General features: G+C 66.8%; 21 protein-coding genes. 13 read left to right on the top strand and 8 right to left on the bottom strand.

Going from position 1 to position 24250, the window contains the following annotated elements:
* Position 1 precedes the first annotated feature (1 nt).
* Both ABIC21_RS08490 and ABIC21_RS08485 read left to right on the top strand, forming a co-directional pair.
* On the top strand, positions 2 to 667 hold the full coding sequence (locus ABIC21_RS08490; RefSeq protein WP_354349970.1) for a hypothetical protein: 666 nt from the start codon (positions 2 to 4) through the stop codon (positions 665 to 667).
* Between the two features lie 22 nt (positions 668 to 689).
* A complete protein-coding gene (locus ABIC21_RS08485) occupies positions 690 to 1772 on the top strand; it encodes a glycosyltransferase (protein ID WP_354349969.1) in 1083 nt (360 codons plus the stop codon).
* Between the two features lie 95 nt (positions 1773 to 1867).
* Here ABIC21_RS08485 and ABIC21_RS08480 read toward each other — a convergent pair whose 3' ends face one another.
* Positions 1868 to 3169: a glycosyltransferase family 4 protein gene (locus ABIC21_RS08480; RefSeq protein WP_354349968.1), complete on the bottom strand. Its 1302-nt coding sequence runs from the start codon at positions 3167 to 3169 to the stop codon at positions 1868 to 1870.
* 413 nt (positions 3170 to 3582) lie between these two features.
* Between ABIC21_RS08480 and ABIC21_RS08475 the strand changes: the two genes are divergently transcribed.
* On the top strand, positions 3583 to 4929 hold the full coding sequence (locus ABIC21_RS08475) for a UDP-glucose dehydrogenase family protein (RefSeq protein ID WP_354349967.1): 1347 nt from the start codon (positions 3583 to 3585) through the stop codon (positions 4927 to 4929).
* Between the two features lie 115 nt (positions 4930 to 5044).
* Here the strand turns inward: ABIC21_RS08475 and ABIC21_RS08470 are convergent, their stop codons facing one another.
* The 4 genes from ABIC21_RS08470 to ABIC21_RS08455 all read right to left on the bottom strand — a co-directional run bounded on the left by ABIC21_RS08470 (position 5045) and on the right by ABIC21_RS08455 (position 9244).
* Positions 5045 to 5908: a glycosyl hydrolase gene (locus tag ABIC21_RS08470; RefSeq protein ID WP_354349966.1), complete on the bottom strand. Its 864-nt coding sequence runs from the start codon at positions 5906 to 5908 to the stop codon at positions 5045 to 5047.
* A 183-nt stretch (positions 5909 to 6091) separates the two neighbouring features.
* A complete protein-coding gene (locus ABIC21_RS08465; protein WP_354349965.1) occupies positions 6092 to 6946 on the bottom strand; it encodes a glycosyl hydrolase in 855 nt (284 codons plus the stop codon).
* Between the two features lie 144 nt (positions 6947 to 7090).
* Positions 7091 to 8236: a non-hydrolyzing UDP-N-acetylglucosamine 2-epimerase gene (wecB, locus tag ABIC21_RS08460; RefSeq protein ID WP_354349964.1), complete on the bottom strand. Its 1146-nt coding sequence runs from the start codon at positions 8234 to 8236 to the stop codon at positions 7091 to 7093.
* 411 nt (positions 8237 to 8647) lie between these two features.
* Positions 8648 to 9244 carry a YdcF family protein gene (locus tag ABIC21_RS08455; protein WP_354349963.1) on the bottom strand — a complete coding sequence of 199 codons (597 nt, stop codon included), beginning with the start codon at positions 9242 to 9244 and terminating at the stop codon, positions 8648 to 8650.
* A gap of 131 nt (positions 9245 to 9375) precedes the next feature.
* Here ABIC21_RS08455 and ABIC21_RS08450 point away from each other — a divergent pair, with 131 nt between their 5' ends.
* From ABIC21_RS08450 to rsmD, 4 genes are read left to right on the top strand one after another with little or no spacing between them, the layout of a single operon-like run.
* Positions 9376 to 10416 carry a thiamine-phosphate kinase gene (locus ABIC21_RS08450; RefSeq protein WP_354349962.1) on the top strand — a complete coding sequence of 347 codons (1041 nt, stop codon included), beginning with the start codon at positions 9376 to 9378 and terminating at the stop codon, positions 10414 to 10416.
* A gap of 22 nt (positions 10417 to 10438) precedes the next feature.
* Complete coding sequence (locus ABIC21_RS08445; RefSeq protein ID WP_354350159.1) at positions 10439 to 11500, top strand: DAK2 domain-containing protein; 1062 nt, start codon at positions 10439 to 10441, stop codon at positions 11498 to 11500.
* On the top strand, positions 11490 to 13733 hold the full coding sequence (locus tag ABIC21_RS08440; protein ID WP_354349961.1) for an ATP-dependent DNA helicase RecG: 2244 nt from the start codon (positions 11490 to 11492) through the stop codon (positions 13731 to 13733). Before ABIC21_RS08445 ends, ABIC21_RS08440 begins: the two co-directional genes overlap by 11 nt.
* 42 nt (positions 13734 to 13775) lie before the next feature.
* Positions 13776 to 14393, top strand: a complete 618-nt coding sequence (gene rsmD / locus ABIC21_RS08435; protein WP_354349960.1) for a 16S rRNA (guanine(966)-N(2))-methyltransferase RsmD — start codon at positions 13776 to 13778, stop codon at positions 14391 to 14393.
* On the opposite strand, the gene ABIC21_RS08430 is transcribed toward rsmD, so the two are convergent.
* Genes ABIC21_RS08430 through ABIC21_RS08420 form a run of 3 tightly spaced genes read right to left on the bottom strand, consistent with a single transcriptional unit; the run spans position 14390 to position 17234 of the window.
* Positions 14390 to 15172: a spermidine synthase gene (locus tag ABIC21_RS08430; protein ID WP_354349959.1), complete on the bottom strand. Its 783-nt coding sequence runs from the start codon at positions 15170 to 15172 to the stop codon at positions 14390 to 14392. The genes rsmD and ABIC21_RS08430 overlap by 4 nt on opposite strands.
* A complete protein-coding gene (locus tag ABIC21_RS08425; RefSeq protein ID WP_354349958.1) occupies positions 15172 to 16380 on the bottom strand; it encodes an aminotransferase class I/II-fold pyridoxal phosphate-dependent enzyme in 1209 nt (402 codons plus the stop codon). The genes ABIC21_RS08430 and ABIC21_RS08425 overlap by 1 nt, the downstream gene beginning before the upstream one ends.
* The gene (locus ABIC21_RS08420) at positions 16377 to 17234 is read right to left on the bottom strand and encodes an SDR family NAD(P)-dependent oxidoreductase (protein WP_354349957.1); all 858 of its coding nucleotides are present in this window, start codon (positions 17232 to 17234) and stop codon (positions 16377 to 16379) included. Before ABIC21_RS08420 ends, ABIC21_RS08425 begins: the two co-directional genes overlap by 4 nt.
* A gap of 62 nt (positions 17235 to 17296) precedes the next feature.
* On the opposite strand from ABIC21_RS08420, the gene coaD reads away from it, so the two are divergent.
* The 6 genes from coaD to smc all read left to right on the top strand — a co-directional run bounded on the left by coaD (position 17297) and on the right by smc (position 24232).
* Positions 17297 to 17797, top strand: coding sequence for a pantetheine-phosphate adenylyltransferase (coaD, locus tag ABIC21_RS08415; protein WP_354349956.1), 501 nt, complete (start codon positions 17297 to 17299; stop codon positions 17795 to 17797).
* Between the two features lie 173 nt (positions 17798 to 17970).
* Positions 17971 to 18495: a YceD family protein gene (locus ABIC21_RS08410; protein WP_354349955.1), complete on the top strand. Its 525-nt coding sequence runs from the start codon at positions 17971 to 17973 to the stop codon at positions 18493 to 18495.
* A 36-nt stretch (positions 18496 to 18531) separates the two neighbouring features.
* Positions 18532 to 18735 (top strand): 50S ribosomal protein L32, encoded by a 204-nt coding sequence (gene rpmF / locus ABIC21_RS08405; RefSeq protein WP_009356569.1) that lies wholly within the window; start codon positions 18532 to 18534, stop codon positions 18733 to 18735.
* Between the two features lie 21 nt (positions 18736 to 18756).
* On the top strand, positions 18757 to 19545 hold the full coding sequence (gene rnc, locus ABIC21_RS08400; protein ID WP_354349954.1) for a ribonuclease III: 789 nt from the start codon (positions 18757 to 18759) through the stop codon (positions 19543 to 19545).
* Between the two features lie 9 nt (positions 19546 to 19554).
* The gene (gene mutM, locus ABIC21_RS08395; RefSeq protein ID WP_354349953.1) at positions 19555 to 20526 is read left to right on the top strand and encodes a bifunctional DNA-formamidopyrimidine glycosylase/DNA-(apurinic or apyrimidinic site) lyase; all 972 of its coding nucleotides are present in this window, start codon (positions 19555 to 19557) and stop codon (positions 20524 to 20526) included.
* Positions 20527 to 20626: 100 nt separating this feature from the next.
* A complete protein-coding gene (gene smc, locus ABIC21_RS08390; protein WP_354349952.1) occupies positions 20627 to 24232 on the top strand; it encodes a chromosome segregation protein SMC in 3606 nt (1201 codons plus the stop codon).
* Positions 24233 to 24250: the final 18 nt, after the last annotated feature.

Raw genomic sequence — 24250 nt, 5'->3', positions numbered from 1 at the left:
AATGAAGATTTCTTGGACCAATGACAAGTCAGGGCGCAGTGGGCTCGTGGCACATGACCTGGAATCTTTCGACACCTACCCGGTGGTCTCGGAATTCTGGATGGATGCCTCGCCGACAAAAAACTGGGCCGACAGGGCGGCAGTGGCCGCAACTTTGGTCTTCGGCCAGCACATGGGGGGACGGTTCCACGCGCCGTTCGCCATGTCGTCGGCTGTTGCAAGTGCTATTAGCCGGTTTTCCTGTAACGGGCCGATCGTGCCCACCAACGTATCTTCCGGCGCGGGAACGCTCACGTGGCTGGGCGGACTTGAGCTTGCGCTGGAAAAAGACGCTGCCATGGGGTCGGAGCGAATTAATACGCTGGATGAGACCCGGAGAATCGGCCTGAACGTCGTGCGTTCCGATCTGGCAACCGGCCGCTTCTTTTCGTTCGACCGTCTGACACTGTCCAGTAACGCCTGGCTGCACGCGGAGCAGCGTTCCGGGGTTGAACAGCTGTACCCGTTCCTTGCCGTCGCCGTCCTGTTCGCTGCCGATCTCCAGGTGTCCACAATCGTGTGCGGGCCCGGGGCCACGAACTCTGACGGCCAGATAGCGGCTCTCGTTGATCTCCTGGGGTCGGTCGGCCTGGGTCTGGAGTTTGACCGCCCCGAGCCCGCCCGCTGACCGTGATCGAAGAGGAGCACTCGTGAGGATTCTAATACCGGCCTATACGGTTGCCGAGTGGGGTGGGCTCCACGAATACGTCATCGGTGCCGCAGCAACGCTGCTGGCCCGGGGCCACGACGTAACCCTGGTGGTGCAGGACGGACTCGTTGCCGAGAAGGGCGAGGAAGCCGGCGCCCGGGTGATCCGCGTTGACTGGGCCGACTGGACCGACGTTGCCGAGGAAGTGCGGAACGGGCCCCGATATGACTTGGTGTTCGCGCAACCCTTCCAGTCGCGGAAGTTCGCCCTGTTCGTCAACGAGGTCATGAAGACCAAAGTGGTCGCGATGTTCCATGGGTTCCACCACGATTTTGTCTACACGTGGCAGCACCTGGTCGACGGGTTCCTGGTGACCACTGAGCAGATCGGCGATCTGCTCGTGGATCTGTGCAGAATAGAGCCTGAACGCGTCCACGTCGCCCCCAACGGTGTAGGCATGGACCGGTTCGAGTATCCACTCCTTAGCCTTGATGAGAAGATAACGGACGGACGCGGTTCGATTGTCATGGCGTCGAGAATCGACAAGGACAAACGCAGCCAGGTGACTGCTCTCAAGCACTTGGTTGGCGGGCTCTCAAACCTGGGCAGCAACATCCAGTGGGACATAAAAATCCTCGGCGACGGACCCGAACGCCACCGGGTGGAGCGGGAACTGAACATGTTCCTCGCCGACCACCCGAACGTGACTCTGGAGATGTGTGGGTGGGTGGGTGCCGACGTCGTGCCGCTCCTGCTCAACAGGGCAGTCTTCAGTGTCTCTGCCGGGCGCGGAGCAATGCAGAGCCTGGCCGTCGGAACGCCGTGTTTGGCCGCCGGGGCGCGGGGCATTGCGGGACTTCAGGTCGGGCCAAACCTTGATGTAGGCGTCTGGTCCAACTTTGCGGACTATCCGCTGGTCGGCCGCGAGATTTCCGATCTGGAGTCCGACTTGGGACGCATGTTGAGTTCCGGAGCATACGCTGCCGCGCAGGTCGAAGGACGTGCCAGGATGCTTGCGGAGAGAAGCCAGCAGAGTACCGCCGAGTTGATGGTCAAGGCGCTGACGGATATAGCTTCCGGTTAGCACCCAGGGCTAACTGACGAGTCGTTGCTGCCGCGTTCGGACACGCCGGACGCCGGGCCGGGCGACCACGCCCGCCCGGCCCGGGCCCACGCCGGCTACGTACTCGTGGGGGTTTGGCCAGAGTCCGGTACGTCAAGGGCGGCAAGCCGGTCAGAGAAGTATTGGAAGACCGAGAACAGCTCATCCTGCAGGTCTGCGTAGGCGACGTCCCAGGCGACGTCGCCCTCTTCCTCGGTCCTCCCCAAGTTCGAATCCTGGATGAGCTGAATTTCCCTGTCGGTCGTGGCGTGGGTGCCGCACTTTTCCTGGGAGTGGCGCGCTGCCTGTTCGGACAGGCGACTAAACGTCTCGGGTGATCCGACCAGCTGTTCCAGGCAGGCCGCCAGACCTTCGGGGTCCTCTGGACCGGCCAGCAGGCCGCTCTCTCCGTGGGCAACGAATTCCGGAATGGCAGATATTGCCGTGGAGACCGGCACCAATCCAGAGCTCATGGCTTCCCCAATGGAGACTCCTTGGGAGTCCCAGCGCGTGGGACTCAGGAAAACCCCGTGATCATGGTGAAGCCGGGCTATCTCGTCCTGGCGGAGGAACGACTTGGCGATGTCGACGTTCTCCAGGCCGCGGAGGGGTTCCAGGATTTCATCGAACATCGGTCCGTCGCCCCGAATTGTGAACTGGACTTTGTCAAAGTTCGGTGACGACCGATAGGCCAGGATGGTTTTCACTACCAGGTCATTGGCATATTTCTGCGCGGTGAAGGGTTTGACGACCAGTACCCTGAAGCGCATCTCAGGACTTTTTGCGACATAGGGAAAGACTTTGGCGTCAACCACATTCGGAATGACGCTGATGTTGGCAACGCGGATCCCTGCATCAGGTTCGACGTTGTGCTTCAGGAACCAGTCGGAGACTGTGACAAACCGGATGTCCAGATCCTTGGCGCGATACAGCCCGCGAAGAAACGGCACCCGGTAATTCTCTACGTTGGTTCGAAGGCTTTTCACCCTGTCCATAAAAACGGGCGAGTCGACTTTGTCATACCATCGCCGGTGCCAGCTCAGGGCTTCATAGCCATGAAGCCAGGCAATGATCGGCGTGGATGATCGATGGCGACGTATCGGTGCAACGATGTATTCCAGCGGGAAGTGGATCAGAAAACTCGCATGGGTGGATGTTGAGATGTACTGCTCATAATCATCTCTGTTCCCCGTTGTGACCATGACGCCATCAAAAATGTAGGTCCGTAACCCTGACTCATTCGTGTCTATGCGGAATACATCGACGCTCAATCCCGATGTCAGGTAGTTCTTGACGCGCCGATGAAGAAACCCATAGTTGTAAATATTCAGATCATCAGGGTAAGCGTTGGCGATAATCAAATGCCTGTCTTCGACCACTTAGAGTTATCCTTTTTTCTTGATTCAAGAGCTGCAGTTCCGGTGAATGTGCGTTGCGTCACCGGAGTAAGGCCACTGTGTACCTTGGGGCCCGACCGGTGCGTGCCCGGCGTGGGGCCGGGCCAGGTCCGAATGTGCGGCGACATCGGCCGCCGGGAACCGCCGGCGGACCGCGCCTGGAGCACGGATCCATCGTAGTCCCGCCACGGGACGTGACGAGCATCTCCGGCGGACCTCCTCCGACGGTCCCAAGAGCGGAAAAACCCCGGCGGCCGGCCGGTTGAGGAAGTCAACCCCACCCACCTCCAGCGACACGAGATGGGTTATCCGGTGCGGACGATATATAGTGGGACGCGTTTGGTTGCGCTTCCTGCGCCCAAGATAAGAAATCAACGGCGGCTACTGGGGGACTAGTGACACTACGACTAACCGTGATCGGTACGGGATACCTTGGCGCTACCCATGCGGCATGCATGGCAGAACTCGGATTCGAAGTTCTGGGCGTTGACGTGGACAAGGAAAAAATCGACAGCCTCAGCCGGGGTGAGTTGCCCATTCACGAGCCCGGCCTTCCGGAGCTCCTGCGCAAGCACACGGCTTCGGGACGGCTTCGCTTTACGACCTCCTTCGAAGAGGCCGGCGCATTCGGAGACGTCCACTTCATCGCCGTCGGCACACCGCAGCGGGCGGGCGAGCACGCGGCTGACATGACCTACGTGGATGCATCCGTCACCGCGATCGCACGGGCCGCCACCAAGGATTCCCTGATCGTCGGGAAGTCCACTGTTCCTGTGGGGTCTGCGCGCCGCCTGAGGGACCTCGTTGCCGAGGAATCCCGCGAGGGCGTCACCGTGAACTTCGCGTGGAATCCGGAATTCCTGCGTGAGGGATTTGCCGTGGAGGACACCCTCCGTCCTGACCGCCTGGTCATTGGTGGAGACTCCGAAGCCGCTGAGCAGATCCTGCGCACGGTCTACGCCGATGCCATCAGCCGGAACACCCCGTTCATCTCCACCGACTTCGAGACGGCCGAGTTGGTCAAGGTCGCGGCCAACGCGTTCCTGGCCACCAAGATCTCCTTCATTAACGCATTCTCTGAGGTCACCGAGACCGTCGGCGGCAACATCCGGACACTCGCGGACGCGATCGGACTCGACGCCAGGATCGGCCGGCGCTTCCTCAATGCCGGCATTGGCTTCGGCGGCGGTTGCCTGCCCAAGGACATCCGGGCACTGCAGGCCAGGGTCTCCGAACTTGGACTGGACAGCACCATGCGCTTCCTGAACGAGGTCGACGAAGTGAACCTCCGCCGTCGTGACCGCGCGGTCCACGTGGCGCAGACTTTGCTCGGCGATCTCGAGGGCAAGCGCATTGCGGTCCTCGGCGTCGCGTTCAAGCCCAACAGCGACGACGTCCGTGACTCTCCGGCGCTGGACGTAGCGGCAAGGCTCTTCAACAGCGGTGCAGACGTCAGCGTCTACGACCCCGCGGCCAACGCCAACGCTGCCAAGCGGTACCCGCGGCTGAACTACGTTGATTCCTTGGCTACCTCGGTTGCCGACGCGGATCTGGTCATGCTGCTGACTGAGTGGTCCGAATTCGTGAACATCGACCCCGCCGAGCTTTCCAGTGCGGTCACGCACAAGAAGATGGTTGACGGACGCAACGTTCTGGACCATGGGGTCTGGAACGCGGCCGGCTGGGACGTCGTTTCCCTTGGCCACAAGAGCGAACTCCTGGAAGTCGCTCCGGCCCTCTAGGGGCAGCGCCCAAACCCGAGCATACGCAGAGGCCCGGTCCGGACGAGATCATCTCGTCCGGACCGGGCCTCTGTCGTTAACGCGTGCCCGGCCTCGCCGGGAGGCTCCAGGACTCTTACAGCGACGCGTACAGGCGTCCGGTGCTGGTGAGGCTGCCACTGGTATGGAAAAGGGATGAGCAGGCCATCTTGATGTCGCCGGCCGGCCGGGTCTTCCACGCAAAGCGCTCCACAAACGGCATCGCGCGCAGCCCCGCGACGGTGGCCCGCATGAAGTCCTCGGTTTCGGCCCGGCTGTACTTGCACGGGTTTGCTGCGGTCGCGCCCCAGTCGGCCACGGCATACTCGGTCACCCAGATCGGCTTGCCGTACTTCTCGTGCAGCATCGTGATTTTGTTCAGGAAGTCGTCGGCCCTGGGCCAGGCGTAAATGTGCGTGGTCACGAAGTCCACGCGAAGGCCCTTATTTCTGGCCTTAGCCATGAAATCCGCCAGCCACGCGCTGCCCGGGCTGGCCGTCGCCGGAGATCCGAGCCGGAGTCCCGTCGCCTGCAGTTTGGGCCACAGACTGATTGCCTGGTCCACACTCATGTTCGCCTGGGCCTTGACGTCGGGCTCGTTGAAGCCCAGCAGGTGCTTCGTCTTCGTCTGCGCCAGCTGGCGGGTGACGTAGCCGATTGCGTCCTGTTCGAGCAGGGTCCTGGCGCTCTTGATCATGGGGACGAAGGGCGGCGTGGTCGTAACATTGGGGTGCGAGCCCCACGTGTAGTGCCAGTCCAGGTTCAGGCTCTTGATCTGCGTGAGCGCCAGGGCGTCCTTTCCGCCGTGCCCGAAACCCTTCAGGGTGTTGGCAGGGGACGTATACGCGGAGACTGCGGCCGGGGCCGAAGCCGCCTGGGCCGATCCTGTGTTGGCGGCCAGCAGGGCGCCGGGGGCGGCCAGCGCCGCCAAGGGCACGGTAAGAAACTTGCGGCGTTCCATGAGTGCCTTTCAATAGTGGCTGAATCGTCAGCAGCGCTACGGTCCGAGCCAAAGTAGCACAGAAAAGACACAGGGAACCCACCAGCGAAACGCAGGAGTTGCCCAGTCCCGTTGAGTCAGTTGTGACGTCCCGCAGTGCCGTCCCGGGGCTCTCCGCGTGGTGCCGGGCAGCCGTGACCGGGCCTAAAGGGACTGGTAGAGCTCACCGGCGGGTGAGAGGGATCCGTCTTTCCGGAACAGCGCCGAGGCACCCATGATGGGGTCACCCTCGGCGCGGGTCTTCCAGGCGAACCGCTCGACGAACGGCATCTGCCGCAGCCCGGCGGCCGTCTCGCTCATGAAGGCCAGGATGTCTTTTTCCGAATGCCGGCTGGGGGAGTTTGCCGTGGCTTCCCAGTCCGCCACGGCGTACTCGGTGATCCAAATAGGCTTGCCGTACAGATCGTAGAGTTGCCGGACGCTGTCGAGGAAGGACTCGGAGTCGGGTGAGGGGTAGGAATGCATGGCGACGAAGTCGACCCTGAGATCTTCCGAAGCAGCCCGATCCATAAACTCCTTCAGCCAGTCGCCGAGGGCCCGTACAGGTGCGGGGGAACCCAGCCGCAGCCCGGACGCCTCCAGTTCCGGCCAGTGCTTGATGGCCGAGGACACACTCATGTCGGCTTGCTCGGGATGGTCCGGTTCGTTGAACCCGAGCAGCTCCGAGGCACGGGTCAGGTGGAGTTCCGATTGAATCTCTTCGAGATCGTTGCGGCGGACGCTCTCCCGGCCCCAGATCATCGGGACAAAATCCTGCGTCGGGCGGACCGCGGGAAAGGAGGAACCCCACGTATAGAACCAGTTCACGTCCAAGGCATCCAGCTGCTCGATCCGGTGCGTTTTGCCCACGCCCAGGCCAATGCCCTTGCGTGCCCCAAACGGGATCGGCGGTCCGGCCTCCCGGCCCTGACCAACGAAATTGGGGTCCGGAGTGCAGGCGGCCAGAGCTGCGGCGGCAGCCGCCGCCAATGACACTTGTAAGAAGTTCCTGCGGTCCATCCCCACGTCCACTCTCGCTTCCCCCGGCTGTGATTTATTCTGCCATGATTTGACCGGCCGCTGTCAGTTCGTGGGCCCACGGAGCACCCGTGTGACCTGCGGGAATCGGCCGGGGTACTGCCGAGTACAGCACCCCGGCGTCTCCTACGATCCGGTGAACTCCGCCGTCCTGAATCCCACGCCGAGCAGTTCCTCGATGGCTGCCACCGTCCGGATGGCCGCCTTGCCGTCTCCGTAAGGGTTTACTGCGTTCGCCATGGCGGAAAAATGGCCGTCATCGTTCAGGAGAAGGGTCACTTCGGCAACAATCCGCTCCTCGTCCGTGCCGATCAGTGCCACGGTTCCGGCGTCGACCGCCTCGGGCCGCTCCGTGTTGTCCCGCATCACCAGCACGGGCTTGCCCAGGCTGGGAGCCTCCTCCTGGACGCCTCCGGAGTCGGTCAGCACCAGGTGGGCCAGCGACAGGAGCCGGGTGAATTCCCCGTAGGCCAGCGGTTCGGTGACAAGGATGTTGGTCCTGCCCTCCAGCGCAGGCAGCACCGCCTCGCGTACCACCGGGTTTTTGTGGACCGGAAGGACAATCATGAGCTCCGGCTCTGCCTCGGCGAGCCGGGCGAGCGCCCGGCCGACGCCGCGCATCGCGTCGCCCTGGTTCTCACGGCGGTGCGTTGTGACCAGCAGGATCCGGCGGCCGTCGGCGGCCAGCGATTCCAGGCGGGGATCCGTGAACGGGAGCTGTTTGTCCACCGTGGCCAGGAGGGCGTCGATGACGGTGTTACCCGTGACCACGATGTCTGCAGGGTTGATGCCCTCGGCCACCAGGTTGGCCCGGCTGGTGGCGGTCGGTGCCAGGTGCAGCCGGGTGATTTGGCTGGTGATCTTGCGGTTGGCTTCCTCGGGGAACGGCGAGAGCAGGTCTCCGCTGCGCAGCCCGGCCTCCACATGCACCACCGGTATCCCGTGGTAGAACGCCGCGATGGCCGCGGCCGTGGAGGTGGTGGTGTCGCCCTGGACAACGACGGCGTCCGGCCTGGACTCGGCGAAGAGCTTCTCCAGGCCGTCGATGGTGCGGGTCATGATGCCCGACAGGGACTGGCCCGGTTGCAGGATGTTCAGGTCATGGTCGGGAACGATGCCGAAGAGGTCATTGACCTGGTCCAGCATCTCGCGGTGCTGACCCGTGACGGTGACAACGCAGCGGAAATGCGGGGACTCCTGAAGAGCGCTGACGATCGGAGCCATTTTGATGGCCTCCGGCCGGGTTCCGAAGATTGGCATGATGCTGTGCATGGATATTTCCCCATTGGTAAGCGAGCGGTGGTCGGCAGGGCGTCGGGGCGGGTTCACCCCAACAACAGCAGCGCCAGCACCAGGGCGGGCACGATAATTGCGACGAAGAGAACAATGAGACGGGCAACTTGCCGCTTTCGGCGGTGGACCGCATCACGGGAGAGCAGCCCGGCATCGGAACTCTGCGCTGGTTTCGCCCGCGGCGGGGGGGCCGGGGGCGAAAGGGAAACGGGTTCGGCGTCGGGCACCAGCAGCGTGTCCGGAATCTCCGTGTGAAAACGCCGCCGGCGGAGGTGCCGCGGTGCGGCCACGGGCGGAGGAGCGTCGTCCGGAGTGTGCTCCAACATGACCTCCTCGCCTCGGCCGGAATCCCGAACCGGCTGACCAGTTCAACCGGATGAGCTTCAATTCTTACATTGCTGCTGGCTGATCCGCGCATTCGGGGCGCAGGGAAGCGTCTACAAGCCCCCCGGTTTCGACAACAAAACGCCTCAGCCACTGCCCCCAACTCAGCTGCGGGTGCGAAGCAACCATCTGGACGTCCGCCGTCGTGCACTGGTTGATCAGCCGTCCTGCGCGGGTCACGTGGTAGCTCGAGGTGACCACGGTGATGGACTTCCAGCCGTTGATCGCCACGAGCCGGGATATTGACTGCGCTTCGCCCCGGGTGTCCAGTTCCGAGGGCCGGAAGCAGATCAACGACGCGTTCGGGAAGGCGGCCGAACTGCAGATACCGTCCGCGGCCCGGTTGCCGAACGTATCTGTGGTGGACAGCACCAGCACGGGGACGCCAAGGTCGTGTTGGATTCTCTGCGCCGCCGGAAGCCGTTCGGCCGCGGCGCCGCCGAGCATGATCACGGCATCCGTGCGGTGCGCGCTCAAAGGGTCCACATTGACGAACAACTGGATTGCGATTATCAGCCACAGCGCCGCTCCGCCGGAGGCAAAGGCCAAACCCCAGCGGACACGCCGGGGCAGGATATTCAGCGCGGGCAGTGGCGGGGGCATGCCTATGAGTTTCGCATGCGCATTGCTGTGCGGTGAAAAGCGGTTCAGCGCAGGGCGTCCCGGCGCTGTGTCACGGACGCCTTATGTCCCGGTCCGCCGCCGTTGTCACCCTGCCGCTGTAGCGTAGGGCTGTGCCTGAACGCCTGAATAGACCAGCGCCCCTGACCGTAGCCGAGCTCTCCGAATCACAACTCCTGGAACGCATCTTCCCTCGCCTGCACTACGGCCAGGAACACAACCCGTCCCTGATCCTCGGCCCCGGCGACGACGCCGCCATCGTGGCCGCCCCGGACGGGCGGACAGTCCTCAGCATCGACACCCAGGTGGCCGACCAGGACTTCCGGCTCGAATGGGCCAACGGCTACCGGACCACCGGCTACGACGTCGGCTGGAAGGCCGCCGCGCAAAATCTCAGTGACATCAACGCCATGGGGGCCCGGGCCACCTCCCTCGTCGTCAGCCTCACGATGCCCCCGGACACCCGGGTCGCCTGGGTCGAGGACTTCGCCGACGGACTCAGTGCCGGCATCCGGGAACTGGGCGCCCCGGACTGTGCCGTGGCAGGCGGCGACCTCGGCCGGGGCCGCGAGCTTGCTGTCAGTGTGGCGATTCTGGGCACCCTCGACGGCAGGTCCCCCGTGCTGCGCTCCGGCGCCCGCGCGGGGGACACCCTGGCGCTGGCCGGCACGGTGGGGCGTGCCGCGGCGGGTCTGGCGCTGCTGGAATCGGCCATCCCCGTTGAGGCCTTGACCAAGGACCAACGCGCCCTCATGGACTCCCAGTGCAGGCCCCTGCCGCCGCTGGCGGGAGGGCCGCTGGCCCGGGATTCGGGCGCCACGGCCATGATGGACATTTCCGACGGACTGGTCCGCGACGGCAACCGGATGGCGTCCGCCAGCCATGCCGTCCTGAACCTGGACGCGGCGGTACTGGAGCAACTTGCGGTTCCGCTCCTGCCCGCCGCCGGACTGCTCGGCATTGATCCGATGGCCTGGGTCCTGGGCGGCGGGGAAGACCACGGACTGCTGGCCACATTCCCACCAGGTCTTCAGCTGCCTCACGGTTTCACTGCGATAGGCTCGGTAGAAGCCCCTGCACCAACGGACAGCACGGGCGTCAAGATAGCGGGCAGGCCCGCTGACACTGTGGGATGGGATCACTTTGCAGACTAAAATTGCCGCCAACGCGCAAGCGATGAAGCGGTGGTTGAGCAAGGCAGAAACGACGCTTGGGAACCACAGCGACCGCCTGAACGCCATCAACATCTTTCCGGTCGCCGACGGCGACACCGGCACCAACCTCTACCTCACGGTGCGCGCCGCCGCCCAGTCGCTCCAGGGCCTGGACACTGCCGCGATACCCCAGATCACCACCGATGCGCCGGTCCGTTCCTTTGGTCCGCCGGATCCAGCCCAAAACGACGTCGGCGCCCTCCTCGCCAGGGCCGGCCTGGCCGCCATGGAAACGGCCCGCGGCAACTCCGGCACGCTGTTTGCCGTGTTCCTGTGCGCCGCCGCCGAACCCCTCGCCGGCCACCCCCGGCTCAGCGCCCCGCTGCTGGCCGCCGCGCTGAACCGGGCCCAGCTCCGGGCCTGGTCCGCGTTGAGCGACCCGGTTCCCGGCACCATGCTCTCCGTGATGGAAGCAGCCGCCCGCGCCGCGGCGGCCGTGGATTCTGCGCACGACGGCGACGACAGCAACCACACCCTGGGCCTGGCCCTCGACGCCGCCGTGGAAGCCGCCGTCGCCGCCGTGGTGCGCACGGAGGACCAGCTGGAGGCGCTCCACGCCGCCCATGTGGTGGACGCCGGCGGCGTTGGCATGCTGCTGATTCTCGACTGCCTCCGCTCCGCCGTGCTCGGCGAGGAACTCCAGGACCAGCTGCTGGACGGACTGCACGGCTACGACGTCCAGGACCCCCACATCCACGCAGGCATGCCGCGGGACGAAGGTGTGGAAGTCATGTGCACCATCACGTTGTCGCCGCTTGACGCTGCCATGATGCGCCAGCGACTCGACGAAATGGGTGACTCCGTCATCATGAGCCAGGTCGGCGGGGCGGCCGACACGTCCGGCGCGTACCGTTGGCGCGTCCACGTCCATGTGCCGCACGCCGAGCCTGCCGTCGCCCTCATCCGGTCCCTCGGCGAACCTTCGGACATCAGCGTGAGCGAGCTTGCCGTGCCGGACGCCGAACCACGCGCGGTCAGCGGCCGTGAACCCGCAGGACAGGTTCCCGACGGACATGAACGCTGACCTGGCCAGCGCCGAACTGGGGCTGGACCTGGAACGCCGCATCGGCAAGCGCTCCGCGGCGGTCATCGAAAAGCACCTCGGCATCACCACGGTCGGCGGGCTGCTGAACTACTTCCCCCGCCGCTACCTGAACCGCGGCGAACTCACCCCCATCAGCGAAGTCCCGCTCGACGAGGAAGTCACCCTGATTGCCCGCGTCGTCTCGAACAGCACCCGGGCCATGCGCGCCCGCCGCGGTTCGCTGACCGATGTCGTAATTTCCGACGACGCCGGGACCGGGCTTCCCGGCACCCTGAAGGTGAGCTTCTTCAACGGCTTCCGGGCCAAAGCCGAGCTGCAGCCGGGGCGCCGCGCCATGTTCTCCGGAAAGGTCACCCGGTACGGGGGATCCCTGGGGCTGACCAATCCTGACTTCCTGCTGCTGGACGAGGACCCGGACACCCCGGGCATGGAGCCGGAGAAGCTCGCCGCCATGCCCATCCCGGTGTATCCGGCCACCGCCAAGCTGACCAGCTGGTCCATCCAGAAGGTCATCGCCACGCTGCTGGACACCGTGGACCTGGATGTCCTGCCGGACCCGCTGCCGGCGGAGATCTCGGCCCGGGAGAAGTTCCTGCCGGTCGCGGACGCCTACCGGCTTATCCACGCCCCGCAGACCCCTCCGGACTGGCAGCGCGCCCGGGACCGGTTCCGCTACCAGGAAGCCCTGGTACTCCAGTCGGCCCTCGCCCGGCGCCGCGCCCAGCTCGCCGCCGAGGAGGCCACCGCCCGGCGGCCCGCCGCGGCGGGGCTGCTGGCCGCGTTCGACCGGCAGCTGCCCTTCACGCTGACCGCCGGCCAGGCCGCCGTCGGCAAGACCCTGGCCGCCGAGCTCGCGCAGGACTCGCCGATGAACCGCCTGCTCCAGGGCGAAGTCGGCTCCGGGAAGACGATTGTGGCGCTGCGCGCCATGCTGCAGGTGGTCGACGCCGGGGGACAGGCCGCGCTGCTGGCCCCCACCGAGGTCCTCGCCGCGCAGCACTTCGACTCCATCCGCCGCACGCTGGGGCCGCTGTCCCGGGACGGACTGCTGGGTGGTTTCGGGCCCGACGCGGTCCAGGTCACGCTGCTCACCGGCTCCATGCCCACCGCGGCCCGGAAGCAGGCCATGCTGGACGCCGCGTCCGGAACCGCCGGGATCGTGATCGGCACCCACGCCCTGCTCAGCGACAACGTTTCCTTCTACGACCTCGGCCTGATCGTGGTGGATGAACAGCACCGCTTCGGCGTCGAACAGCGCGATCTGCTCCGGTCCAAGGCCAGCAAGCCCCCGCACCTGCTGGTCATGACCGCCACCCCCATTCCCCGGACCGTGGCCATGACCGTGTTCGGCGACCTCGAGACCTCCATCCTGGACGAGCTCCCGGCCGGCCGCGCCCCGATCACCACCCACGTGGTGGGGCTGGCCGAACACCCCGCCTGGCTCGGCCGGCTCTGGAGCCGTTCCCGGGAGGAGATCGACGCCGGCCACCAGGTCTATATCGTCTGTCCCAAGATCGGCGCCGACGACGACGGCGACTTCAGTCCCGGGGAAGCCGAACCCTCCGCCGCGGACCTCGAGGGGGACAGCGGGGCGCGCGAACTGGCCTCCGTGACCGGCGTCGTCGAACTCCTGCGGGACGAACCGGCGCTGGCCGGCGTGCCAGTGGCGCCGCTGCACGGCCGGCTGGACCCGGTGCTGAAATCCGACACCATGGCCTCGTTCACCGCCAACCAGACGAAGCTCCTGGTCTCCACCACCGTGATCGAAGTGGGCGTGGACGTGCACAACGCCACCCTCATGGTGATCCTGGACGCGGACCGCTTCGGCATCTCGCAGCTCCACCAGCTCCGCGGCCGGGTGGGCCGCGGCGGACTGCCGGGCACGTGCCTGCTGGTGACCACGCTGGAGCAGGGCCACCCGAGCCGCCGCCGGCTCGACGCCGTCGCGGCCACCACCGACGGCTTCGAACTCTCCCAGGAGGACCTCAAGCTGCGCCGTGAAGGCGACATCCTCGGCGCCTCCCAGTCCGGCGGCCGGTCCACGCTGAAGCTGCTGCGGGTCCTTGAACACGAGGCCGTGATCGCCCGGGCCCGGCAGGACGCGCAGGCGATCGTCGGTGGCGACCCGTCGCTGGGCGCCCACACCGTCCTCGCCGCGGCGATCGACGAATACCTCAATCCGGAAAAGGAGGCGTTCCTTGAACGCGGCTAACAGAATCCAGGCATTCGTGCATGTGTCCCAGAGGGCACGGTCATGAGTCGCATCATTGCCGGCGCCGCGGGCGGAACCACGCTGGTCAGCGTCCCCGGATCGCTGACCCGCCCCACCACGGACCGGGTCAAGGAAGCACTCTTCTCCCGGCTGGACGCCTTCGAGGTCATCGCGGACGCCCGCGTGCTGGACCTCTACGCGGGTTCCGGTTCGCTCGGCGTGGAAAGCGCCAGCCGCGGCGCGCAGAGTGTGGACCTGGTGGAATCCGACGGCAAGGCCAGCGAGGTCTGCCAGCGCAACGCGGACCTCGTCAACACCGTCGCCGGGCACAAGGTCGTCACCGTGCACCGCTCCAAGGTCGACTCGTTCCTTGACCGGACCCAGACTGCCGTCCGCTGGGACCTCGTCTTCCTTGACCCGCCCTACCCCCTCGACGAACCGGCGCTGGGCGGGGTGCTGGCCAAGCTGCTCCCGCACCTGGCCGAGGGCGCCGTCGTCGTCGTGGAGCGCTCAGCCAGGACGCCCGAGCCATCCTGGCCGGACGGGATGGAGCGGTTCGCGGAACGAAAGTACGGCGAGACGAAGCTCTGGTTCGCGGAACCCGGCGCCGAAGAAGGCCCGGAGGACGCGCCGGAGGAAGAACCGGAAGACGGCAGCTAGTCCGCGATTTCATCGAGGCCGACGCCGGAGAGCACCTTCGCGGGGTGTGGCCCGCGGGCGGTCAGCGCCGCCGTCCACGCCTCCGGCCAGGGCCCCTGCGTCCCGGTCAGGATGATGTTGCCCGGGTAGCGGCCGCTGAACATGCCGGCCTCGGCAAAGGCCGCCACGTCGGCCATCGCCCGGCGCAGTGCGGCCACCTGGCTGCGGACCAGCGTGAGCCCGGGTTCGTCGCCCACGTTGACGATCAGCACCCCGCGGGGGCTCAGCTTAGCCGCCGCCTCAAGGTAGAACTCCGTGCAGGCGATGTGTTCCGGCGCCTCCGGCCCGGAGAAGATGTCCAGGATTACGACGTCGAAGCGCAGTTCCGGGGGCAGCTCGTCCAGGGCGGCCCGGGCGTCGCCGATCAGCGGGTGCAGCTCGGTGCCTTCGGGCAGGGGGAGCTGCTGCAGCACAAAATCCAGCAGTTCCCGTTCCAGCTCCACCGCGTACTGCACCGAGCCCGGCCGGGTGGCCTGGATGTAGCGCGCCAGGGTCAGCGCCCCGGCGCCCAGATGCAGTGCCGTGACGGGTTCGCCCCACGGTGCCGCGAGATCCACCACGTGGCCGATCCTGCGCAGGTACTCGTAAAAGATGTCCGAGGGTTCCGTGAGGTTGACGTGCGACTGTTCCGCCCCGCCGATGCTGAGTACAAAGCCGCCCTCGGTGAAGGCATCGGGCTCGATCGTGGCGTGCTGGCCGGTGGTGCGCAGGAAGCGCGCGGCGGCGGGCGTGTCCGCCATCAGAGCCTGTCGCGGAGCGTCGCGAGCCGTTCGGCGGCTTCCTGCAGCACGTCAATCCGTTTGCAGAACGCGAAGCGCAGCAGGCTCCGGGTGCGTTCGGCGCCTTCCGGGTGGCAGAACACCGGGACCGGAATCGCCGCGACGCCTACTAGGGCGGGCAGCCGGCGGGCCAGGTCCACGGCATCGGAGATGCCAAGCGGCGCGGTGTCCACGTTGACGAAGTACGTGCCCTGCGGCGTGAAGACGTCCAGTCCCGCGGCCCGCAGGCCCTCGCTGAGGATGTCGCGTTTGAGCTGGAGGGTATCGGCGATGCCGGCATAGAACTCATCCGGCAGGCCCAGCCCGGCCGCGATGGCGCTCTGGAAGGGGGTGCCGGAGCTGTAGCTCAGGAACTGCTTGACGGTGCGGGCGGCGGAGACCAGATGCTCCGGCCCGCTCAGCCAGCCGATCTTCCAGCCGGTAAAAGAGAAGGTCTTTCCCGCGGAGGAAATCGTCAGGGTGCGGTCCGCGGCCCCCGGCAGGGTGGCCACCGGGATGTGCCGGGCGCCGAAGGTGAGGTGCTCGTAGACCTCGTCGGTGATGATGATGGCGTCGTGCCTGATGGCGAGCCCGACGACGCGTTCCAGCACTTCGCGGGGGAACACCGCACCGGTGGGGTTGTGCGGGTTGTTGACCAGCACGACCTTGGTGCGGCTGCTGAACGCCGCCTCGAGGGCAGCCAGGTCCGGCATGAAGTCAGGGGCCAGCAGCGGGGCGGTGACGTGGCGGGCGCCGGAGAGGCCGATGATGGCGCCGTAGGAGTCGTAGAACGGCTCAAAGGTGAGGACCTCGTCGCCCGGGCCGACGAGCGCGAGCAGGGACGCGGCGATGGCTTCGGTGGCGCCGGTGGTGACGATGATCTCGGTCTGCGGGTCCGGTTCCAGGCCGTAGAAGCGCTCCTGGTGGAGGGAGATCGCCTCGCGCAGCTCCAGGATGCCCTTGCCGGGGGCGTACTGGTTGGCGCCGGCGGCGATGGCGGCCTGCGCGGCAGCCTTGATCTCCACCGGGCCGTCCTCGTCCGGGAAGCCCTGGCCCAGGTTGATGGCGCCGGTCTGGAGCGCGAGGGTGGTCATTTCCTCGAAGATCGTGACGCCGAGGGTGCCGTCGGGGGAGAGCAGGTTGGCGCCGGTCGCGGTCCGCTGCCAGGGCAATGGTGTCGGGGAGTTCATCGGGTGCCCGCCTTCTGGTCCCGCCCGGTGAATTTGTCCATGGTGGAGTAGATCCCGAAGACCTTTCCGCCCACAAAGTCCCAGGCCCGCACCGGCAGCAGGCCGCGCAGGACCTTCCCCAGCTGCGCAGTGGCCGGGGCGATCAGCTGCGGCCGCCCGGCGGCGGTGGCCCGCCAGGCCCGGTCCACGGCGTCCTCCGGCGTCATCAGCGGCGTCAGCAGCGGGCCGCGGGCGCCGTCGAACATCCCGGTGGAGATGTAGCTGGGGCAGAATGTCGTGACGGCGAGGTGGGCGTAGCCCTGCTGTTCGAGCTCGAGCCGCAGCGAGTCGCTCCAGCCGATCACGGCCCACTTGGACGCCGCATAGACGCTCATCCTGGGGTTGGACACGGTGCCCGCGGCGGAGGCGATGTTGAGGATCCGGCGCGGCCGGCCGGCGTCGGCCATCATGGCCGGCAGGAACGCATGGGTAACGTACATCGGCGCCAGCGCGTTGACGTCCATGGTCGGGGCAATGTCCCGCTCCGGGCTGTGCTCCCAGAAAAGTGCGCCGCGGACGATGCCGGCGTTGTTGACCAGCATGGTCAACGGTCCTTCCTCCCGGCACGCCTCGGCGGCGTCGGCGATGGCCGTGCGGTCGGCGAGGTCCACCTGGCGGACCACCGCGCGTGCGCCGAGCCCGGTCACCTCGGCGGCGATCGAGGCGAGGCCGTCGGCGTCGACGTCCCAGAGAATCACGACGGCGGCGCCCTCGCGGGCCGCCCTCAGGGCGTAAAGACGGCCCATGCCCATGGCGGCTCCCGTCACGAGAACCACGCCTCCGGACACGGTGAAAGGAATGCTCGATGCTGACATTCAGCCATGGTATCCCGGTTCTCTTATCCCGGGCCGAGCCGGCGATACGGTAGGTTCGGAGCATGAGACGCGCCGTATGCCCTGGCTCCTTTGACCCCATCCACAACGGCCACCTGGAAGTCATTGCCCGGGCCGCCGGCCTCTTTGACGAGGTTATTGTGGGCGTCTCCACGAACTACGCCAAGAAATACCGCTTCACGCTCGAGGAACGCATTGATATGGCCCGGGAAACCCTGGCCTCCCTGCGCGGCATCGTGGTGGAGCCGGTGGGGGAGGGGCTCCTCGCCGAGTACTGCCGGCAGCGGGGCGTGGACGCCATTGTCAAGGGCCTCCGCTCCTCCTCCGACTTCGACTACGAACTGCCGATGGCGACGATGAACCGCCAGCTCACCGGCGTCGAGACGGTCTTCTTGCCCGCCGAGGGCCACTACCTCCACCTGTCCTCCACCCTGATCAAGGAAGTGTTCACCCTGGGCGGCAATGTCTCCGACTTTGTGCCCCGCTCGGTGCTGAAACGGCTGCACTCGGGCGAGCCGGTCCGGGATCAGCCGCGCAGAGGGTAAGCTTGATCGGTACTCGGCGGCCTGCTGCCGGTTGCGCGGCCCGAATCCAATGCGGCCTGCGGTGTGAACCGCAGGCGTGCCCCGGTTTGAGTCCGCCCGGAAGATCAGGCTAAGATAGTACGTCGGTCATATGTTCAACAGGAGTTCTCATTAAACGAGATGCTAGTTCGCCCTTGGTGTTTGACGTCAAGGACCTCGGGCGCAGTCCGGGAAGCATGCGGACGCTGACGGAACATGTACCCGCACCAGGTGATCTTGGTGTGGCGCTCATTGGCGTGCAGGAAGGCTCGGATGTCGAGCTGGACCTGCGGCTGGAGGCCGTACACGAAGGAATTTTGGTATCAGGAACCGCAAACGTCGAAGTAACTGGCGAATGTGGCCGATGCCTGGATCCCCTTGCGTATGACCAAGAGGTCGATGTGCAAGAACTTTTCTTCTACGAGGACGCTGTGTTCTCCGACGAAGAAGACGAAGAAGAGCAACGTCGAATCGAGCACGATCTGATCGATCTTGAACCGGTGTTGCGGGACGCAGTTGTAACCATGCTGCCGTTCCAGCCGGTGTGCCGGGAAGACTGCCAGGGCCTTTGCTCCGAATGTGGAGTTCGCCTGGAAGACGAGCCGGGGCATCACCACGAGGTGGTAGATCCTCGCTGGGCTGCCCTAGCCGACTTGGCTAAGCCTGACCGGCAAAACTGATTTGTAAGTGTTGGACTAGAGAGAAATGAGTTAGCCGTGGCTGTCCCGAAGCGGAAAATGTCTCGCTCGAATACCCGCGCCCGCCGCTCCCAGTGGAAGGCAACCGCCCCCCACCTGGTGAAGACTGTCGAGAACGGCCAGGTCACGTACAGCCTGCCGCACCAGGCAAAGGTCGTTACCGACTCGGCTGGCACCGCGCTGTTCCTTGAATACAAGGGCCGCAAGGTCGCAGACGTCTAATCCGCCAACTGGCTGACTAAGATGTCTTCAACTGAAGAGCTTCTGAAGCGTCTCGGTGTCACTATTGACGCCGGGACGCTTCGTCTTGCGCTCACACACCGTTCCTACGCCTACGAAAACGGCGGCATCCCCACCAACGAACGGCTCGAGTTCCTCGGTGACTCCATCCTGGGGTTCTCGGTCACCGACGCGCTGTACCGTGACAACCCCACGCTGCCCGAAGGGGACCTGGCCAAGCGCCGCTCCGCCGTCGTCAGCACCCGGGCCCTCGCGGGCATCGGCCGAAGCATCGGCCTGGGCGAATACATCTACCTCGGGCAGGGCGAAAAGCTCACCGAGGGCAAAAACAAGGCTTCCATCCTCGCGGACACCATGGAGGCGCTGATTGGCGCCACCTATGTCTCCAATGACATTGAGACGGCGCGCCAGCTCGTCATGCGCCTGATCGGCCCGCTGCTCAAGGACGCTGCCGCGCTCGGCGCCGGCACCGACTGGAAGACCAGCATCCAGGAGCTGGCTGCCAGCCGGCAGCTCGGGACGATCAACTACGCAGTCGAGGGCTCCGGGCCGGACCACGCCCGGACGTTCGAGGCCATTCTGCGGATCGGCGGCAACGACTACGGCAGCGGCTCGGGCAACTCCAAAAAGGAAGCCGAGCAGGAAGCCGCCGCGGATGCCTGGCGCCGGCTGTCGGCGCCGTCGGCTGCCGCACCGGAAGCACCGGAAGCACCGGAAGCACCGGAAGCAGCGGCGCCCGTCGAAGCCGTGGGCCCCGAAGCGCAGCAGCTGCAGTCCCAGACCGGCGCCTAGGCACACTCCGTGCCTGAATTGCCCGAGGTTGAAGTTGTCCGCCGCGGCCTGGTGCGCTGGGTGCGGGGCCGGACCATCACCGCTGTTGAGGTGGTTGATCCGCGCTCCATCCGCCGGCACGCGCTCGGACCGGAGGACTTCGCCGGCAACCTGGAGGGCGCCCGCGTCGTGGATGTGGTCCGGCGGGGAAAGTTCCTCTGGCTGCCGCTGGCGGACATTCCCCCCGGAGTTCCCGGCCGTGGACCCGCCGGGAATTCCGTTCCCAACGTGGCGCTGATGGCGCATCTGGGCATGTCCGGCCAGCTGCTGATGCAGGACGCTACCGTTGCGGACGAGAAGCATTTGAAGGTGCGGCTGCGGCTCAGCCCCGCCGCGGGCATGCCGGAACAGCTCCGGTTCGTGGACCAGCGCATCTTCGGCGGACTCTTCCTCACCTCGCTGATCCCCACTCCCGACGGCGCCCCCGGCGGACTCGCCGAAACGCCGCTGCCGCTGATCGCGGAGGAAGCGGCCCACATTGCACGCGACCCGCTGGACCCGTATTTCTCCTTCGACGCGTTTTACCGGCGTCTGCGGAACCGCAAGACGGGCCTCAAACGCGCCCTGCTGGACCAGGGCCTCGTCTCCGGAATCGGCAACATTTACGCTGACGAGGCACTCTGGAAGGCCCGGCTGCACTTCGCCCGGCCCACGGACACGCTCCGGCGGGCGGAGGCCGAGCGTGTCCTCGACGCCGCGCGGGAGGTCATGACCGATGCCCTGGCAGCGGGCGGCACCAGCTTCGACTCGCTCTACGTCAACGTCAACGGGAACTCCGGCTACTTCGACCGCTCGCTCAACGCCTATGGCCGCGAGGGCAAGGAGTGCAGGCGCTGCACTGCCGCCGGCCTGTCCAGCGTGATGAGGCGGGACCAGTTCATGAACCGCTCCTCCTACTCGTGCCCCGTGTGCCAGCCCCGGCCACGCAACGGGCGCTGGTAAGCACACTGGAAGCAGTTCCGGCAACACCGTAAATCCACGATTCCGTGCGGCTGAGGCGGTAGATTCAGCACAGCCGCCACTCAAGGAGATCCGAAACACCTTGCACCTCAAGAGCCTGACCGTCCGGGGATTCAAGTCCTTCGCTTCGGCGACGACTTTCGAATTCGAACCAGGCGTCACCGCTGTGGTTGGCCCCAATGGCTCAGGCAAGTCCAACGTGGTGGACGCCCTGGCCTGGGTGATGGGCGAACAGGGCGCCAAGACCCTCCGCGGCGGCAAGATGGAGGACGTGATCTTCGCGGGCACGTCCGGGCGCCCGCCGCTGGGCCGTGCCCACGTCTCACTCACCATCGACAACAGCGACGGCGCCCTGCCGATCGAGTACAGCGAAGTCACGATTTCCCGCACGCTGTTCCGCACCGGCGGCTCGGAGTACGCCATCAACGGCGCCCCCTGCCGGCTTCTGGACATCCAGGAACTCCTCTCCGACTCCGGCCTGGGCCGGGAAATGCACGTGATCGTCGGGCAGGGGCAGCTGGACAAGGTGCTCCACGCCACTCCCGAGGACCGGCGCGGCTTCATTGAGGAAGCCGCCGGCATCCTCAAGCACCGCCGCCGCAAGGAAAAGACGGTCCGCAAACTCGAAGCCATGCAGTCCAACCTTGCCCGGCTCAGCGACCTCACCGGCGAAATCCGCCGGCAGCTCACCCCGCTGGGCAAACAGGCCGAAGTGGCACGCCGCGCCCAGACCGTCCAGTTCGAGGTCCGTGATGCACGCTCCCGCCTCCTCGCGGACGACCTGGTTCAGCTGCAGCAGGCCCTGGCCCGGGACGTCGCGGACGAAAGCGCGCTCAAGGCCCGCCGCGGCGTCGTCGGGCAGGAACTCGAACTCGGCAGGCAGCGGCAGGCCAGTCTCGAACAGCTCGCCGCCGCAGCCACGCCCGCGCTCAACACCGCCCGCGACAGCTGGTACCAGCTCTCGGCCGGGCGGGAGCGGCTGCGCTCGCTCGGTTCGCTCGCGGAGGAGCGACGCCGGCTCCTCGGCGCCTCCGACAACGTCCCCGATACCGGCCGTGACCCCGAACAGCTCGACCGGCAGGCCGCCCGCGTCCGGGAGGAACAAGCCGGCCTGGAACGCCAGGTGGCGGACCGCCGCCGCGCCCTGGACGCCGCCACGGCAGCCAAGCAGGACGCCGAAAACACCGCCGCCGCCGAGGACAAGCGGCTCGCCGCGCTGCTCCGCGCCGCCGCCGACCGCCGCGAAGGACTGGCCAAACTGGCCGGGCAGGTGGGTGCCGCGCGTTCCCGGGTCGAGTCCGCCCAGGCGGAACTCGGACGGCTCCGGGAGTCCCTCAGTGCGGGGGAGGAGCGCCGCCGGCAGGCCCACGGCGAGTTCGCCGCCCTCGAATCCCAGGTTGCCGGCGTCGAGGACGGCGAGGAGACCCTCGACGCCGACTACGAGGACGCCAGCGCCGCCCTCGACGCCATCGTCGCTGAGATCGACGCGCTGAAGGCAGCCGAACGCGACGGCGAGCGGGAACGCGGCGCCCTCCTGGCCCGCCGCGACGCGCTCCAGCTCGGGCTGAACCGTAAGGACGGTTCGGCCCACGTCCTCGGTGCGGGAATCCCCGGCGTGCTTGGTGCCCTGGCGTCGATGATTACGGTGGAACCCGGTTTTGAGGCCGCGGTCGCGGCGGCCCTGGGCGCCTGCTCCGACGCCCTCGTGGTGCAGGACCGCGAGGCCGCGGCCACCGCCGTGCAACGGCTGAAGGACGACGACGCCGGCCGGGCCGCCCTGCTGCTGGCAGCTGCCGGTGCCACCGAAGCCGGCGCCCGGTCCGCTTCCGGGGACCGGCTCCCCGCGGGCGCCCGCTGGGCCTCGCAGCTCGTCACAGCATCGTCCACCGAGGATGCTGCCTGCCGGCTGCCGCTGCCCGGACTGCTGGCGGGGATCGCTGTCGTGGAGAGTCTGGACGCTGCGGCCGAACTGGTTGCGGCGCGCCCTGAACTGACCGCTGTGACCCGGGCCGGCGACGTCCTGACCGCGCTGACGGTCAGCGGAGGCTCCGCGAAGGCGCCGTCGCTGATCGAAGTGCAGGCCGCCGTCGATGACGCCTCCTCCCGGCTGGCCGCGGTGACCGCCGGGCTGGAACGCCAGCGTTTCGCACTCGCCGCCGCCCGGGCCCGGCGGGCCGCGGCGCAGGACCGTGTCAATGCTGCCCTGGGGAAACTCCACGATTCGGATGCCCGGCTGGCGGCCGTCGCGGAACGCCTGGGTCACCTGAACTCCGTGCTGCGCAGCGCTGTGGGCGAAAGCGAGCGGCTGGCCGCCTCCCTGGCCAGAGCCGAGGCCAACATCGTCGCCGAGCAGGAAACGCTGGAAGCTATGGCGGCACGGCTCGCCGCCGCCCAGGAAGCCCCGGTGGAGGTGGAACCCTCCCCGGAACACCGGGATGCCCTCGCCCTGGCCGCGTCGCTGGCCCGCAGCGCCGAAATGGAAGCCCGGCTGGGTCTGCGCAGCGCCGAGGAACAGCTCTCCGCCACCCGAAGCCGGGCGTCGTCGCTCGAACGCGCCGCCGCCACCGAGCGCCGTGCCCGCGAGGAAGTGGCCGAACGGGCACGCCGCCGCAGGCTCCAGGCCAGGCGCGCCGCGGCCGTCTCCGCCGCCGTCGCCCACGTGACCGGCTTCCTTGACGTGTCTGTGGAACTCGCCCGGCAGGAGCGGGACCGCGCCGAGGAACGCAAGGAGCAGATGGACGTCGAGCTGGCCGCCCTGCGCGGCAGCAATGACGCCCTCGCCCGCGAACTTGCCGAGCTGACCGACTCGGTGCACCGCGACGAACTGGCCCGCGCCCAGCAGCGGCTCCGGATCGAAGCCCTGGAGCTCAGGAGTGTCGAGGAGCTGGGACTGGCAGCCGACCAACTGGTCGCAGATTTCGGACCGGACCAGCCTGTTCCCGTGCCCGCCGCGGAATCAGCGGACAAGTGGGCCGCCCTGCGCGCCCCGGTGGATGAGGATGGCCGCGAGATCGTGGCCGGCACGCCCTTCGTCCGCGAGGAGCAGGAGAAACGGCTCAGGCGGGCCGAACGGGACCTGTCGGCCCTGGGCCGGGTCAACCCGCTGGCGCTGGAGGAATTCGCTGCCCTTGAGGAGCGGCACCAGTTCCTCAGCACCCAGCTCGAGGACCTCAAGTCGAGCCGCAAGGACCTGCTCGACATCATCAAGGAAGTGGATGAGCGCGTCCAAAAGGTCTTCGCCGAGGCGTTCGAGGACACCTCGGCGCAGTTCGTCCGGATCTTCGCGCGGCTGTTCCCCGGCGGCGAGGGACGGCTGGTCCTCACCGACCCCACGGACATGCTCACCACCGGCATCGAGGTCGAGGCGCGCCCGGCCGGCAAAAAGATCAAGCGGCTCTCCCTGCTCTCGGGCGGGGAACGGTCGCTGACCGCTGTGGCCCTGCTCGTGGCGATCTTCAAGGCCCGGCCCTCACCGTTCTATGTCATGGACGAGGTGGAAGCAGCCCTGGACGACACCAACCTCGGCCGGCTCATCACCATCTTCGAGGAGCTGCGCGAATCCAGCCAGCTCATCATCATCACGCACCAGAAACGCACCATGGAAGTTGCCGACGCCCTCTACGGAGTCACCATGCGCGGCGACGGCGTCTCCACCGTCATCAGCCAGCGCCTGGGCGCCCAGGTCTGAGGCCCGTCCGCGGCCCTT

Origin of the sequence: Pseudarthrobacter sp. PvP090 (genome assembly GCF_040547365.1) — a bacterium.
Lineage (GTDB): Bacteria > Actinomycetota > Actinomycetes > Actinomycetales > Micrococcaceae > Arthrobacter.
This window is presented reverse-complemented; position numbering and strand designations above follow the sequence as displayed.